This is a genomic window from Paenibacillus prosopidis, assembly GCF_003337375.1.
GTDB classification, from domain to species: Bacteria; Bacillota; Bacilli; order Paenibacillales; family Paenibacillaceae; genus Pristimantibacillus; species Pristimantibacillus prosopidis.
Genome location: NZ_QPJD01000018.1, coordinates 57,801 through 72,960 on the forward strand (window position 1 = coordinate 57,801; position 15,160 = coordinate 72,960).

Consider the following 15,160-nt stretch of genomic DNA (forward strand, 5'->3'; position numbering starts at 1 on the left):
TTTAAGGGGTTTTAAAATGGAGAAGTTAACGCTAAAAATTGGCGAGCATTTCATGCAAGTTATGTGTGCTTCCGGTGATGTTATACATATGCTCAAAACACATTTTCAATATTTTGATCATTCATTTGAGTGTCAACCGGATTTAGCTATCCTCTTGGAAGATGGCTACGGAACCCCTTTTGTTGATTATGAGGTTCATATTTTAAAAGAAGGTAATCAAATCTCTTTCCTAAGAGCCGATTATTCCATCCAAGTGGACGATGATTATAAGCAGGCGACAGTCGCCGTTCATGATGAATTAGCTCTAAAGCATGCCCTAATGAATCTGTACAGTTCATTTATCGTCCATCACAACTGGGGACTTTTAATCCATTCCTCCTGTGTGATAGAAGAGGGCCGGGCGCATGTTTTCATGGGTCATTCCGGTGCCGGGAAATCAACAGCCGCTAAATTATCTTATCCTAGAAAGCTTTTGTCAGACGAAGCTACGATCTTGAAAATCACCGAAGAAAGCATTACGGTTTTTAATTCACCGTTTCGCAGCGAGCTTCAGTCAACGGATCATCATGAAAACTGTCCATTAGCCAGCATTCAACTATTAGAACAGTCACGATCCAATAAAAGGTTGAAGCTAAAGAAAGCCGAGGCCCTTCTGCAAATGACGGACAAAGTGTTTTTTTGGTCCTATAGGGCGGAGGAGCCGACTAAGATTTTGCGTCTTTTAAAGCTAGTCGTGAATGAAATTCCGGTTTATGAGCTGCATTTTCAAAAGAACAATACTTTTTGGGAGCTGATTTCCTAATGGCAAGCTATATTCACAAGGAAAAATTCGAGGTGCTGGAGCTTGACGGGGAGTCCGTTATCTTAAATGCAGATGCATTTATGGTGACGACTCTTAATGAGGTTGGGAGTTTTTGCTGGTCGCTGCTGCATGAGCCATGCACGATCCGGCAAATGATTCAAACCGTTCAAACTCATTATGCAGTAGAGGACGAATCCATCGAGCAGGATATTGAGCAATTTGTAACTCATTTAATGGATTGCGGATTAATCCGGCATGCCAGCTAATCTAACCGCTTGTTATTTGATTAAAGAGGTTATAAGGAAACAGGGATGGGTAGAGCTTCCGGCGGAAGGCACAAGCATGTATCCCCTTATCAAACAAGGCAATATTTGCCGATTTGTTCCATGTGAAGCGATGAAGCTGAAAAAAGGTGAAATTATATTGTTTCATACTTTATCGGGCAGCTTGGTTGCTCATCGCCTACTGTCTGTCGAATCGTTAAATGAGCAGGTTACCTACCGGCTAAAGGGCGACACGAATTTTGGTGCCGATGAACCTGTCGGTCAAGAACAGCTGATCGGCAAGCTGACTTCAATAAATAAAGGAAAGTACCGGATCAAGCTGCCGAGCTTATCTGTTCATGTTTGGAGCCAAATGATTCTTCTGTTCCCGATCCTGACTGTCTTTCTAAGAGCTTACTTGAATAGAAGGTGTCCTAATGAGATTTATACGAGCAGCGAAAAAAATTGATTTAAAACCATATATGTCTACAAAGGAAATGAAAAGAACGTATCACTTATTAAAGCCCTATATCCTGAAGCATAAAAAGGCCTATATAAGCTTATTTTTGCTGATGGTGATCGATATTTCATTAATACTGGCATTTGCATGGTTTATTGGCCAATTAACCGATGCGGCGGTTCATCGTGATTTTGACCGTCTCAAGGGGCTGCTGTTTATTGGAGTCGGTTTAACTGCAACGAGTATTACTACAAACTTCATGGATACGTATCTGGAAACCATAGCCGTTAACGCAGTGAAAAAAGATCTGAATTTGGACTTATATCAACATATTTTACTTTTGCCGGGAAACCATGTATCGAATCTTCATTCAGGCGAATTATTATCCCATTTTACGAATGAGATCCATAATGTGGATGGAATTGTAGGCAGGGGATTAATCAACTTAATCAGGTATCCCGTTATCTCGATCGCATCCTTCATTTACTTGGTACAAATTAGCTGGAAGCTGTCCTTACTTAGTCTATTAGTTGTTCCTGTTGCTATTATTGGCGGTGCTGTATTCGGGTTATTACTTCGAAATAATAGCCGTCTTATACATAAACTGATCAGCAGCATTAATAAAAGTCTTAACGACACGTTTCACGGCTTTGTGGTCATTCGCTCATTTACGTTAGAGAAGCTGTTTTTTACAAAATATGACCGTATGAATCAAGACCTTTATTCATTAGAGCTAAAGGATGCTAAGCTGCGGGGCTGGTTCTACGCGGGAGGTGAGGCTGTTGGGGCAACCGCCTATCTTGTCAGTTTCATTGTGGGAGCCTATTTTGTTTCCGGAAACGTCATTACGATTGGCGCCTTATTATCATTTATTACGCTTGTCGGCCGTATGGTCAATCCCCTTACGGGTCTAGCCGGACAATGGGCAAGCTATCAAAGAGCATTATCAGCGATAGAACGTATAATCAATCTGCTCGATAAACCCAGGGATTCCAAAGAGCTTCCTTCCTTTGCTCCAACGCCGCTTCTGCATAATCGTATCCAATTCCATGATATTACGTTTAGTTATGATGGACAAAAAAATGTGTTTGAGCATTTTCATTTGCAAATTCCAAAGGGTCAGGTCGTAGCTTTTGTCGGTCCAAGCGGAGCGGGGAAATCAACCTTATTTAATCTGCTCCAAGGATTTTATAGATGCCAATCGGGTTCTATTCGCATAGACGATACTTCAGTAGAAGATATTACCCTCTCCGAGCTAAGAAACTCGATTGCTTATGTGCCACAGGAAACCTTTTTGTTTAGCGGAACGATCAGAGATAATTTAATGCTGGCACGTCCGGGCATTTCTGAAGCGGAGATGATAAATGCCTCAAGAAGCGCCAATATTCATGAGTTTATTACAGCTCTTCCTAAAGGATATGATACGGAAATTGGGGAAAGAGGGGTAAAGCTTTCAGGCGGACAAAGACAGAGAATATCGATTGCAAGAGCCATCCTCAAAGATGCTCCCATCCTATTATTAGACGAAGCCACTTCTGCTTTAGACAGTGAAACGGAATTTTTAGTAAAGGATGCATTAGACCAATTAATGAAAAATCGTACGACACTGATTATTGCCCATCGAATATCTACGATTCAGCATGCTGATGTCATCGTTGTTTTGGATCAAGGAAAGATCGTCCAAATGGGGAAGCATCATGAGTTGATCCATGAGAAGGGGCTGTACAGCGAGCTGAATAAAACGCGGGTTCCCAATCAGTCAAGCGCGGCTAATCCTTTGGCCGTGAATGCTTAATCAATAGAAGGGAAGAGAATAGTTGATCAATCAACTTCTAAAAGCACTGTATGATCGGAGCTGCAGCTTAACAGAAGATGTAGAGTTTTATAGGCAAGCGATTGAGGAAATTGAAGCATATGCGGTCTCTTCTCAAATCTACCATTTATTAAAAGAACAGGGCCGTCTTGAAGATACGCCATTGTTTTTCCGGGAAAGGCTGAAAAACGTTTATAACGAAGCACTGCACCTGAATTTGTTTATTAAAAATCAAACCGACCGGATCCTGCAAAGGTTTGAGACGATCCAGCTGAACGTCATCCCATTAAAAGGAGTCTATTTCGCTGAAAAGTATTTTGGTCATATTGGCGCAAGAGGGACTTCGGACATTGATCTATTAGTTAGAAAAGAAGATGTCGGGCGCGCGGTCGATTGTGTTATAGCTTTGGGCTTTCAGATCGAGCAAGAGCCGATTCCATCCCACTTTCATTTATGCTTCAGCAAACGGATACCAGGGGCCGTTATTCCTTTAACGGTAGAAATCCACTGGAATATCGTAAAAGAAACCACTTCTAATTTTGAGATTGAACCATTTTGGAATAATGCGGTCCCCTTTAAACAATACGACTATGTTATGGCATTATCGGATTACCATACCTTCTACATGATTTGTCTGCACGGGTGGAGACATAATTTACAATCCCCTAAATATTTTATCGATATCATCCAATTGATCTATGTTTTAAAAGATAGCCTAAACTATGATCTTCTTTTTCAAGATGCCTCGGCCCATGAAACGCGAAAAAGGCTCGTACGGACATTATCCATTGTTTATGAGTCGTATCCGATGTTAGACAACATAAAGGAACTCCCGGTTAAAAGAAAGCGTTGGCTCCAAAATAATAACGACAGGCTGCAGCGGAAGCGGATTTTGAAATATTTGGATTTTATTGATTATCAATTTTTAAGTTACGATAACCTCAGGCATAGCTTCAGAGAAGTTTATAACTGGCTTACACCTAGCAGGCCTTAAGGTCGTTTGTATCAGCTATAAGTAGTAGTCCATCTCATTTGGGAATGGGCTTTTTTTGTCGGAACCGACGCTCCAAATTATAGGAAAATCTACTTATTTTTCAATTTTCAGAGATTTCAACAAATTATTTAAAATTCATCATTTACACTAAAAACATTACACGCCGATAGGGGAAAGGGGGGACGTACGGATCGGTTAAGTAAAGGCCGCGTTTATTTTTAGAAAAATGGTATTGGAGGGATAAGATGTACAAAGCAATATTTCGAAAAAAATGGTTGGCCCTTTCATTCCTGTTCGCTCTCGTATTTTCTCTCACTTCCCCTGCAGCAGGAACGGCTGCTGAAGCAAAGCTCCTGCATTCTTCCCTGCAAGCAGACCATCTGTCACTGCCTTCGGCCAATATAGCTTCACCATTCGATCATTCATCAAAATTGGAAGCGATGAAACAACAGGCAAGCAGCACTAATAATCCTACTATATCTCAGACGATCAAGCCGCAAAATTATGTCCCGGCTTTGGACAGCACGGAACCAATCGATGTCATTGTGGAGCTAAAGACTGACCCCGTTTCCGTTTATCAAGTGAAAGTAAAGAAAGGCCTAAAGAAATCCGATGCGGCTTATCAAAGTGAATTATCAGCAGAACAAACCGATTTCGCTGCAGCTTTGGCAAAAATAAAAACAAAGCCGAAGAGACAATACAAACATGTATTTAACGGCTACTCCTTAAAGATACCTGCCAATCAAGTGGACAGCCTATTAACGCTGCCAGGAGTAAAGGCCATCTATCCGAATATAGAATTTAAAGTGTCTCCAATTGATAGTATCACTCCGAATATGGATGAAAGCGCGCCTTTTATGGGATCCGATTTCTACTGGGATCTTGGCTTCGACGGAACCGGAATTAAGGTCGGCGTACTGGATACGGGAATCGATTATCATCATCCAAGCTTAGCATCCGCTTATAAAGGGGGATACGACTTTGTGGATGATGATACCGATCCGATGGAGACGCTCCCGGATCCGGACGATCCGGAAGCAGATACGGACCATGGTACCCACGTTTCGGGTACGATTGCCGGCCGGGGAGATCCTCTCAATCCCGGCAGCGGGACAGGTTGGGTCCGCGGCGTGGCGTATGGCTCGGATATATATGCGTATCGCGTTCTCGGGCCTGGCGGTACAGGTTCAACGGAGGATGTTATAGCCGCTATAGAGCGCTCCGTGCTGGATGAGATGGATGTCATTAACTTATCCCTAGGGAGCAGCGTTAACGATCAGTATGATGCCACCTCCATTGCGCTGAATAACGCTATGCTCGGCGGGGTTGTTGCCGTAACCTCGAACGGAAACGACGGACCCAATTCCTATACGGTCGGTTCCCCGGCATCGGCGGACATGGCTATTTCTGTCGGCGCTTCTTCGCCTCCGCTTAACGTTCCGACTATACAAGCAGACGGAATAGAGAAGGTTTATGCGAGCATTATGGCATTTTCCCCGGAACTCGGAGATTTGCAAGGTCGAGCCTTAAATCTTGTATTTGCCGGGTTAGGCACTTCTGCGGATTTTGAAGGAAAGGATTTGACTGGCAAAGCGGCATTAATCTCCCGCGGCTCTATCTCTTTTGCCGAGAAATCATTGAATGCGCAGGCAGCTGGTGCTGTCGCCGTTATTATTTATAACAATGAACCCGGAAACTTTGGCGGCACCTTAGGAGAAGAGGGCAATTATGTTCCAACTATGAGCATTTCGCAAGAAGATGGACTCGCTCTCAAAGCTAAAACCGATACGGTCGAGTCCTATCCCTTTACGTTTGGCATTGAACTTGAGCAGGATTTAATGGGGGAATTCAGTTCGGTCGGACCGACTTTGCCGGGGCTAACGATCAAGCCGGATATTTCGGCGCCTGGCGTGGGGATTCGTTCCTCGGTTCCTGCTTTTGATGGAAACTATGAGGATGCCTACGCCGACTTACAAGGAACGAGTATGGCTAGTCCTCATATTGCCGGAGCCGCCGCGCTGTTATTACAGAAGGACAGCTCGATGGATCCGTTCGAAGTAAAGTCCGTATTGATGAATAACGCGGTCGAATTGGCCGACCGTGATGGCCAGCGCTATTCGCATATGGTACAAGGAGCAGGCAGAGCAGACCTCGGGAATACCCTTGAAGCGAAGGCGGTAGCTATGGTGGAACAAGCAACCAACGCGGTGCCAAACGGGGAGAGCATGCCATATTTTACAGGGAGCATCTCCTTCGGACAGAAGGATGCCGGGGCGCTTGATACGAGAACCATTACCGTAAAAGATATTGCCGGAGCCGCTTCCTCTTACGCGATCACTACGACATGGCACGGTTCTTCCGCCGGCAGCATCACAGCCAGCCAAGCTAACGCGGCAGTAAACGCCGGAGGCTCGACTCTTTTTGACGTAACCTTGCAAGTGGATCCGAATGCGGCGGACGGCCGTTATGAAGGTGAAATTGTATTGACCGCAGCAGAAGGAGAAGGGCATACCCTGCAGGTTCCATTCGCCGTGTATGTTGGCGAGGCGGATATACCGGATGCTATATCCGATGTAACGCTGGACCCCCTTTTCTTCTCTCCAAATGGTGACGGTGTGACGGATACTGCGGATATCGCATTTAAAGTAAATTTGGCTTCACCCTATTTCTCTTTGGATGTTTATGATGCCGTCACTTCACAGTGGAAAGGAACCATTGCAGCGGCTGACGATGGCATCGATCCCGGAAGCTATATCATTGAAGCCTGGGACGGTATAGTAACGAATGACGCAGGTTCGGCCCCATTAGAGGAAGGCTTTTATGTCATCATTCCTTGGGTAGGAGATGAAACGTCAGTTACACCGCTTGAGGAACAGGCATCTCCTTTTGTAATTGATGTGAACGCGCCGGTCTCGGCATTGGATAATCCGGCTGTTACTTCCCAGAATGGCATAGGAACGATTACCGGACAGATTAAAAGTGATTTTATGATTGACCTGTTTGGCGATTATTCGGCTATCGGGGTTGCCGCATTATACTATGACAGAGGCTGGGTTCAAGCGGATGGCGTTATAGCCCCGGATGGCAGCTTTAGCGTTCAGGTCCCGCTTAAACCCGGGCTTAAACCGGTTGAAGTGTATGTCTATGACATAGCCAATAATGGCGTAGTCGAGCCGGCATATATCGTTGATATGAAAAAGGTGAAGCCTAACAAGCCGAGAAATAACCTTGAATGAGTCTTAGGGTTCCGCTAGCTTGAGGGGATGCGGACATCAGATCCGTCAAACACCTTAGAATACGCCGAAAATAACCGTTTTGCAGCAAATAACGGATTCGATGTCCGTAAATACCTTAAAAGAAGGGAGAAACGGACAAATAACGAATTTGATGTCCTTGTATGCTAGCTCATGGATCCGTTTCGTTTCTCCACCAAAATAAAGCAGCCAAGGGGCTGTCTCTAAGGTTCTTAAACCTTTGAGACAGCCCTTTTTGTTGTTTGGTAAGTCCATCAGAGCGCTCCAGAATCGGTAGTGGCCCCTTACTTATAAGGAAATCCTCCTGTTAATTTGTTTACGAAATCGGGAGGATTTTTTCTAACGGGAAAACCTCCATCTAAATCGTGGTTTTTATGATCATTGAGCGAATCGGATAATATTAACGGGAGGTTTTCCATTTATATGATTATATATCGTTCAAATTGAATAATTAACGGGATGTTTTCCCGTTACAAAATGCTCTCTATCCATCAAAAGAAGTTATAAAATCATGAAACGTTTATGTTATATTTGTTCACATTAAACAATAAGAAAAAGTATTTTCAGCTAGGTTATACATTGATTTAGAGGGTAGCAGACTGTAATATGTGAATGTACATTGAATATATGTTATGAAACATAACATTAAATTCGTTGAGGTGATAATAGATGCTGGGGGAGCTGGATTACTAGATTGCTAGATTGCTGATTCTAGATTGTTTGATTCTAGATTGCTTGATGTAGAATTAACCGACCAAAAGTTATGTAAAACTAAATTTTAATAGAAGGATGGGATAATATGAGAACAAAAGCGACGGGTCAAATCATTATGGCGGCTATTCTGCTGTTGACTATGGTGCTGTCTGGATGCGGTGCGGATAAGAAACCGGAGAGTGTTGAAGCGGGGGCAGGTGCCCAGGAAACGGGAAGAATCGCGGAAATCAAAAAGCGAGGCAAGCTTATTATCGCTACAGGCAATTATTATCCGTTCGAATTTCGCGATCCGGACAACAAGCTTATTGGCTACGATATCGACCTCGGCAACAAAATCGGAGAGAAGCTGGGCGTTCCTGTAGAGTGGGTCGATATGCAGTTTACTGCATTAATACCGACCTTGCAAAACAAACAAGCGGACATGGTCATTGCCGGCATGTACATTACCGATGAACGAAAAAAGGTCATTGATATGTCCGACTCGTATTTAGCAACTGGCGTATCCCTTGTTAAGCGGGCGGATGACGATTCGGTCAACAGCATGGACGACATTGAAGGGAAGACGGTCGGCGTTAAAGCGGGCGGAACGAGTGAGAAGGTGGCTAATGATTTGGTCGCGAAAGGCACGAAATTGACGATTAAGGCATACAAGGACAATCCTGAATACTTGCTGGACTTGTCACTGGGCCGGTTGGACATCGGTTTTAACGACTATCTGAATCAGCTTGGCTATAATAAGCAAAACCCGGACAATAAGCTTGTGCTGGTTGGAGAGCCTTTCGTTCACGCCGATCTGGGTATTGGGGTGCAAAAGGGAGATAGCGAGCTGCTCGCGGTTGCGAATGAAGTCATAAAAGAGTTTAAAGATAGCGGAGCTGCAGAAGAAACGTTTAATAAATGGCTGAAGTAATACTAAAGGAATCTCGGGAGGATCAGTTATGAATCTGGATTATTCAACCGTAATGCCTTTCCTGCCAGCTTTTATAGACGGTGCATGGATGACGGTAAAGCTCTCTATCTTGTCCCTTGTGATCGGTTTGCTGCTTGGTATTGCCGGAGGGCTGTGCAAGGTATCGGAATCGAAGCTGCTGCGAAATATTGCTTTTGCGTATACGTGGATTTTCAGAGGGACGCCGTTGCTGGTGCAGCTGTTTATTTTATACTTTGGTCTCCCGCAGCTGGGGATTCAGTTAGAGCCGTTCGAAGCGGGTATACTCGGACTAGCCTTAAACACGGGAGCATACTGTACAGAGCTTGTCCGCTCCGGCATACAGGCAATCGACAAGGGGCAAATGGAAGCGGCGCGTTCTCTCGGGATGAGCAAGTCCATCAGCATGATTCGTATTATTGGTCCTCAAGCAAGCAAAATTATGATTCCGCCACTCGTTAACCAATTTATTACGACGATTAAAAATTCATCGATGGTTTCTTTGATTACGATTGCGGAATTGTTCCGCACGGGTGAGACGATCATTACGACGACATTCCGCAGCTTTGAGGTGTACACGATTATTGGTTTCATCTATTTAGTCATAAACTCCTTGCTGATGGCTGTTGCTCACCGACTGGAGAAGGGGCTGAGCGCGCATGATCGAATTTAAAAGCGTTGATAAATTTTACGGACATAACCATATATTGAAAAGCATTAATTTGTCGATTAAGCACAACGAAAAGGTCGTTATTATAGGGCCGAGCGGCTCGGGCAAAAGTACGGTGCTGCGCTGCATCAACCGATTGGAGAAGATTGAGTCCGGCGACATCCTGTTTAACGGACAATCCATTCTGAAGCAGAAGCAGAGTCAATTGAGTACCGAAATCGGAATGGTATTTCAGAAGTTTCATTTGTTTCCCCACTTGACCGTCGTCCAAAATGTAATGGAAGCCCCAACATGGGTAAAGAAGATGAATAAGGTGCAGGCCCGGGAGCTGGCAGCCAGCTTGCTGGAGAAGGTAGGGATGGGGGATAAGCTGAATTCCTATCCGAGTCAGCTGTCGGGCGGACAGCAGCAGCGTGTCGCGATTGCTCGCTCATTGGCTATGCAGCCGAAGCTTATGCTGTTCGATGAGCCGACGTCGGCGCTGGACCCCGAGCTTGTAGGCGAGGTGCTTCAGGTTATTAAGCAGCTGGCTGTGGAAGGTATGTCGATGGCGCTGGTTACACATGAAATGGGCTTTGCCCGTGAAGTCGCAGATCGGGTTATTTTTATGGATAAAGGACAAATCATTGAGACGGGCTCGCCTGAGGAAGTGCTGTCCAATCCGAAGGAAGAGCGTACGCGATTATTTTTAAGCCGGATATTGCATTGATATGATTTGATTTTAAAAACCGACGCTCACGCATCATTTAGCGTCGGTTTTTTTTTGTTGTTTGCGCGCGAGGTAATAGCCAAGTAAAAAAGACTAGTTGAGGTTCATTTATAGGTGTTTGTACTAGGAACACTAGCGGAGCAAATTTCATATGTATATTTTGTCGATATTCGGCATCATGACCAGTCCAGTGTGCTTAAAAGTAAGGAATATTAAACGGAGGTTATAAAAATGAATGATTTCAAAAAGGATCTTCAAAATCTGTCAATTGGCGAATTCAATGCGAGCGGGATGACACAGGCCACGGGTCAAGGCCAAAATGATCCTAATGATTCGCGGCTGTGCATTGGTTTTTGCATTGGATTCTGCATAGGTTTTTGTGCAAATTGTTTCTCATGCGCGAACTGTTTCCGCTGCAGCAACTGCTTCCGGTGCAGCAACTGCTTCCGATGCAGCCACAACTGTGCACGCTGCAGCAATTGTTCCCGATGCGGAAGCTGTGCACGCTGCGGCGGCTAATTTTCTGAATGAGATAAGAGGTGCCCCTGCAAGCGGCTCTGCTGGCAGGGGCTATTCTTTATAAGTTCTGGAATGAGGGACAAATAGCCATACATACCATTAAGAGAAATTGATGCGTTTATGCTTAAGAAGAGGGTTTTGCGTAAAGTAAAACCTGAAGGAGGAATGGATTTGAATCCCTCTATGCGTCTGAAAGTGAAAGGGGATACGTTTTTTCTCCCTTCTCCGGAAGGAGGCGTCTATTTTCGCAACAATATAGGCTCGTTCCGCATGGAAGGCACCGCGATTGACCAGTGGATTGATAAATTGATACCGGTGTTCAACGGGGAATACACGTTGGAGGATTTGACGGACGGATTACCGGACCAATACCGGGAACGGGTGTATGAAATCGCGGAAGTACTGCACGCAAACGGCTTTGTTCGGGACGTAAGCCAAGACCGTCCGCATCAATTGCCGGATGAGATTCTCAAGAAGTATGCTTCTCAAATTGAATTTTTGGATACCAATGGCGGTTCAGGCGCGCACCGATTTCAGTCTTATCGTGAGGCCAAAGTGCTCGCGGTCGGCTCCGGTTCGTTTTTTGTCTCGCTCATTGCGGCTTTGTTGGAATCCGGATTGCCTCAATTCCGCATGCTTGTCACGGATCCGGCAGCGACGAACCGGCAGCGTCTAACGGAACTAGTGGCGCATGCCCGTAAAACGGACCCTGAGGTAAAGGTGAAGGAGATCAGTCTGCCGCAGGAAGGGGACATTTTTTGGCGTGAGATCGTGCGGCCATTTGATTCGATATTGTATGTGTCGCAGGAGAGCGGCGTCGCGGAACTGAGGGCCCTTCACTCGGCTTGCAGAGAGGAGAAGAAGGTACTTATTCCCGCCATATTTATGCAGCAGGCGGGTCTGGCTGGGCCCTTGGTGCATCCGGATTCGGAAGGCTGCTTAGAATCGGCATGGCGCCGCGTACACCTTTCCGCGCTATGCAAAGATCCTCAGCTGCATACCGTCTCCTCCACGGCGGAAGCGATGCTTGCGAACGTCATCGTGTTTGAATGGCTAAAAACAGCTACAGGCACGACTGTATCGGAATTACAAAATAAACTGTTCCTGCTCGATCTGGAAACGTTGGAAAGTGACTGGAGACCGTTCCTGCCGCATCCGCTTGTGAATGGAAGTCCTGCAGCCGAATGGGTAGAAGATTTCGATTTTCAGCTCGAGCAGAGCTCGGTCAAAAAGGAATCGAACGGACTGATTCCTTACTTCAGCCAGTTGACATCGGCGGAAACGGGTATTTTCCATATTTGGGAGGAAGGGGATATAAAGCAGCTTCCTCTTTCTCAATGCCGCGTGCAGGCAGCCGATCCGCTGTCGGAAGGACCCGCTGTGCTGCTCCCGGAGATCATCTGTAACGGTCAGACGCATATGGAAGCGCGGCGTGAGGCGGGTCTGTCCGGGATCGAAGCGTACGTAACGCGAATGTTCGGAACCACAGGTGTCGGAGCGGGCGAAACGGTTGCGGAAGGCGTATGCCGCGGACTGCAAAAGTGTTTAGCCGAAGAACTGGACAGCCGGCTGGACGCACGCAACCCTTCTGTATTTTGTGTACAGCTGAGTGCGGTAGAAGATGAACGCTGCCGTTATTATTTGCGTGCTTTGACTACGATGCAGGGAGCGCCGGTAATCGGCTTGGGTGAGGATGTGTCGGGCTTCCCTGTAGTATGGGTCGGTGTAAACAATTGTTGGCATGGCAGTATCGACTTAAATCGGACATTGGCGCTGCGGAAGGCGTTGCAGAAAGCACTGCTGAAGGCTCAAAATAATCCGGTTTACCATAGGGAGCAAGTCCTTACGATTTCATCTGTTAAAGCGGAGAAAGAGGCGCCTCAGAAAATTGTGATCCCATCGTGTGAAGAGTCTGGACACGGGAAGGTTCTGCGGTCCGCCTTGAAGGTATTGAAACGGAATCACAAGCGGCTTCTGGTCTGTGACCTGGCTTCCGAACCGTTTTTAAAAGAGGAACTGGCGGGAGTCTTTGGCGTGTCGCTGCGAGAGGAGGAGCGCCGATGAGCGGAACCGTGGCGGTAATCGGAGAAGGGCTGCTCACGGACTTTGTATGCAAGGAATTGTCTACCCAATACCAGCTCGTTCGACAGGCCGATTTCGCATCAGGAGTACCGAAAGAGGCGGATATGGCGCTGGTGTTGAACGATGCGTGGGATCCTTCCATTCATCACTTGGCGGAAGAAATGTTTCAGCAGACCGGAACCCCTTGGCTTCGCGGCTTTGTTTCATTTGGCGAGGGCGTAATTGGGCCGCTTGTTCGCCCGGGGATGTCCGGTTGCTCTCAATGCGCGGACAATCGGCGACTAATGGCAGGAAGCGACCGCAAGGAAATGTGGGAGCTGCAGCAGAGGTTGCCGGAGCACAAGGGATTGCCCCATGACGTATGGGCTTCTCGTACAGGACTTTTGCAGGTGGCTCATTTGCTTGTGGCGGAGGCCGGGAAGGTACTGGAGGGCAGGCATGCTCATACGGAAGGTCAGTTGTTTTTGATCAATCTTCAAACCCTGAAGAACTCGCGCCACTTCTTTTTGCCTGATCCGCTGTGTCCGGTCTGCAGCCAATTGCCCGACGATTCTGAGATAGCGGCCCGTATTTCACTTCAACCAAGCCCGAAGATCAGCCCCGATAGTTACCGCAGCCGTCCAATGGATGAACTTAAGGGCGTTCTGGCCAAAGAGTATCTGGATGCCCGTACGGGCTTTTTGAACGGGAAACTGCTTGACCTTGTGTCGCCCTTTGCCGATTCGAGTATTAACCTGCCGTTGTTCGGGGGGGATGAGGGCTGCGCAGGCCGGACTAATTCCTATGCGGATAGCGAACTGACGGCCATTTTGGAGGGCTTGGAGCGTTACTGCGGTCTATCTCCCCGCGGGAAACGGACGGTAGTCCACGATAGTTTCCGTAATTTGAAAGACCGTGCGCTGAACCCCGTTCAGGTAGGCGTACACGAGGAGAAACAGTATGAACGGCCAGATTTTCCGTTCAAGCCGTTTGATCCCGACCGGTCAATCGACTGGGTGTGGGGCTATTCGTTTTTGCAGGAACGTCCGATTCTTGTCCCGGAGCTTCTCGCCTACTACAGTTCGGGCTGCGGCCATGGTTTTGTCTATGAAACTTCCAACGGATGCGCATTAGGCGGCAGTTTGGAGGAAGCCATTTTTTATGGCATTTTGGAAGTAGTTGAACGCGATTCGTTCCTCTTGACCTGGTATGCGCAGCTGCCTATTCCGCGCCTTGACCCGTATTCAGCCGGCGACCTTGAACTGAGTTTAATGGTTGAGCGTCTGCAGGAGGTGACGGGATATGATGTGCATTTGTTTAACTCGACAATGGAGCACGGGATTCCATGCGTATGGGTATTGGCGAAAAACAGGACGCAAAAGGGAGTGAACCTCATTTGTGCGGCCGGAGCCAGCCCGGATCCTGTAAGGGCGGTGAAAAGCGCAATCCACGAGGTTGCGGGTATGCTGCTGACATCTAACGAGAAATTCGAGGAGAACCGGGAGCAATATGAAAGAATGCTCCACGATCCTTTCGAGGTGCGGCAAATGGAGGACCATTCCATGCTGTACAGTTTGCCGCAAGCGGAGGAACGCCTGCAATTTTTATTGGATGAAAATCGTCCGCTGCGAACGTTTGACGAGGAATTTAAACGCAGCGTCAGGAATGCCGATCTAACCGATGATCTGAAGTCGTTCCTAGAGGTCTTCCGCCGTTTGAATCTGGATGTGATCGTTGTGGATCAGACGACTCCGGAGACCCTGCGCAACGGACTGCATTGTGTAAAAGTATTGATTCCGGGTATGCTGCCGATGACGTTCGGACAACATCTAATCCGCTTGAGTGGGCTGGAGAGGGTGTTAAAGGTGCCGGTGGTACTCGGATATGTGAAAGAACCGCTGACGCCTGAAGAGCTCAATCCGCACCCGCACCCGTTCCCATAAGCTCTAGCCTTTATGTAATCTTAAGGGGGA

The 15,160-nt window shown here is 46.7% G+C and carries 13 protein-coding genes; 12 read left to right on the plus strand and 1 reads right to left on the minus strand.

Annotation, left to right across the window (positions count from 1 at the left end; all coding sequences use genetic code 11):
- The first annotated feature begins 16 nt into the window (after positions 1-16).
- From DFP97_RS24175 to DFP97_RS24200, 6 genes are all read left to right on the plus strand, one after another.
- Positions 17-802, plus strand: a complete 786-nt coding sequence (locus DFP97_RS24175; RefSeq protein WP_114383162.1) for a hypothetical protein — start codon at positions 17-19, stop codon at positions 800-802.
- Positions 802-1,068, plus strand: coding sequence for a PqqD family protein (locus DFP97_RS24180; protein ID WP_114383163.1), 267 nt, complete (start codon positions 802-804; stop codon positions 1,066-1,068). Before DFP97_RS24175 ends, DFP97_RS24180 begins: the two co-directional genes overlap by 1 nt.
- Positions 1,058-1,534 carry a signal peptidase I gene (locus tag DFP97_RS24185; protein WP_114383165.1) on the plus strand — a complete coding sequence of 159 codons (477 nt, stop codon included), beginning with the start codon at positions 1,058-1,060 and terminating at the stop codon, positions 1,532-1,534. Before DFP97_RS24180 ends, DFP97_RS24185 begins: the two co-directional genes overlap by 11 nt.
- The gene (locus DFP97_RS24190; protein ID WP_114383167.1) at positions 1,503-3,320 is read left to right on the plus strand and encodes an ABC transporter ATP-binding protein; all 1,818 of its coding nucleotides are present in this window, start codon (positions 1,503-1,505) and stop codon (positions 3,318-3,320) included. The genes DFP97_RS24185 and DFP97_RS24190 overlap by 32 nt, the downstream gene beginning before the upstream one ends.
- A 22-nt stretch (positions 3,321-3,342) precedes the next feature.
- Positions 3,343-4,332: a nucleotidyltransferase family protein gene (locus DFP97_RS24195; RefSeq protein ID WP_114383169.1), complete on the plus strand. Its 990-nt coding sequence runs from the start codon at positions 3,343-3,345 to the stop codon at positions 4,330-4,332.
- A 245-nt stretch (positions 4,333-4,577) separates the two neighbouring features.
- A complete protein-coding gene (locus DFP97_RS24200; protein WP_114383170.1) occupies positions 4,578-7,568 on the plus strand; it encodes a S8 family serine peptidase in 2,991 nt (996 codons plus the stop codon).
- Positions 7,569-7,622: 54 nt separating this feature from the next.
- Here the strand turns inward: DFP97_RS24200 and DFP97_RS24205 are convergent, their stop codons facing one another.
- Positions 7,623-7,841 (minus strand): hypothetical protein, encoded by a 219-nt coding sequence (locus DFP97_RS24205; protein WP_114383172.1) that lies wholly within the window; start codon positions 7,839-7,841, stop codon positions 7,623-7,625.
- A gap of 544 nt (positions 7,842-8,385) precedes the next feature.
- On the opposite strand from DFP97_RS24205, the gene DFP97_RS24210 reads away from it, so the two are divergent.
- From DFP97_RS24210 to DFP97_RS24230, 6 genes are all read left to right on the plus strand, one after another.
- Positions 8,386-9,210 carry a substrate-binding periplasmic protein gene (locus tag DFP97_RS24210; RefSeq protein ID WP_114383174.1) on the plus strand — a complete coding sequence of 275 codons (825 nt, stop codon included), beginning with the start codon at positions 8,386-8,388 and terminating at the stop codon, positions 9,208-9,210.
- A 28-nt stretch (positions 9,211-9,238) separates the two neighbouring features.
- Positions 9,239-9,901 (plus strand): amino acid ABC transporter permease, encoded by a 663-nt coding sequence (locus DFP97_RS24215; protein WP_114383176.1) that lies wholly within the window; start codon positions 9,239-9,241, stop codon positions 9,899-9,901.
- Positions 9,888-10,607 carry an amino acid ABC transporter ATP-binding protein gene (locus DFP97_RS24220; RefSeq protein ID WP_114383177.1) on the plus strand — a complete coding sequence of 240 codons (720 nt, stop codon included), beginning with the start codon at positions 9,888-9,890 and terminating at the stop codon, positions 10,605-10,607. The genes DFP97_RS24215 and DFP97_RS24220 overlap by 14 nt, the downstream gene beginning before the upstream one ends.
- A gap of 386 nt (positions 10,608-10,993) precedes the next feature.
- On the plus strand, positions 10,994-11,134 hold the full coding sequence (locus DFP97_RS30955; RefSeq protein WP_220271191.1) for a hypothetical protein: 141 nt from the start codon (positions 10,994-10,996) through the stop codon (positions 11,132-11,134).
- A gap of 157 nt (positions 11,135-11,291) precedes the next feature.
- Positions 11,292-13,190, plus strand: a complete 1,899-nt coding sequence (locus tag DFP97_RS24225; protein WP_245976577.1) for a putative thiazole-containing bacteriocin maturation protein — start codon at positions 11,292-11,294, stop codon at positions 13,188-13,190.
- On the plus strand, positions 13,187-15,130 hold the full coding sequence (locus tag DFP97_RS24230) for a TOMM precursor leader peptide-binding protein (RefSeq protein WP_114383179.1): 1,944 nt from the start codon (positions 13,187-13,189) through the stop codon (positions 15,128-15,130). Before DFP97_RS24225 ends, DFP97_RS24230 begins: the two co-directional genes overlap by 4 nt.
- Positions 15,131-15,160 lie beyond the last annotated feature (30 nt).

Bases quoted from the DNA above. Each gene is read 5' to 3' on its own strand.
- DFP97_RS24175 (WP_114383162.1), top strand. From the start codon at position 17: ATGGAGAAGTTAACGCTAAAAATTGGCGAGCATTTCATGCAAGTTATG.
- DFP97_RS24180 (WP_114383163.1), top strand. From the start codon at position 802: ATGGCAAGCTATATTCACAAGGAAAAATTCGAGGTGCTGGAGCTTGAC.
- DFP97_RS24185 (WP_114383165.1), top strand. From the start codon at position 1,058: ATGCCAGCTAATCTAACCGCTTGTTATTTGATTAAAGAGGTTATAAGG.
- DFP97_RS24190 (WP_114383167.1), top strand. From the start codon at position 1,503: ATGAGATTTATACGAGCAGCGAAAAAAATTGATTTAAAACCATATATG.
- DFP97_RS24200 (WP_114383170.1), top strand. From the start codon at position 4,578: ATGTACAAAGCAATATTTCGAAAAAAATGGTTGGCCCTTTCATTCCTG.
- DFP97_RS24205 (WP_114383172.1), bottom strand. From the start codon at position 7,841: ATGGACTTACCAAACAACAAAAAGGGCTGTCTCAAAGGTTTAAGAACC.
- DFP97_RS24210 (WP_114383174.1), top strand. From the start codon at position 8,386: ATGAGAACAAAAGCGACGGGTCAAATCATTATGGCGGCTATTCTGCTG.
- DFP97_RS24215 (WP_114383176.1), top strand. From the start codon at position 9,239: ATGAATCTGGATTATTCAACCGTAATGCCTTTCCTGCCAGCTTTTATA.
- DFP97_RS24220 (WP_114383177.1), top strand. From the start codon at position 9,888: ATGATCGAATTTAAAAGCGTTGATAAATTTTACGGACATAACCATATA.
- DFP97_RS24225 (WP_245976577.1), top strand. From the start codon at position 11,292: ATGGATTTGAATCCCTCTATGCGTCTGAAAGTGAAAGGGGATACGTTT.
- DFP97_RS24230 (WP_114383179.1), top strand. From the start codon at position 13,187: ATGAGCGGAACCGTGGCGGTAATCGGAGAAGGGCTGCTCACGGACTTT.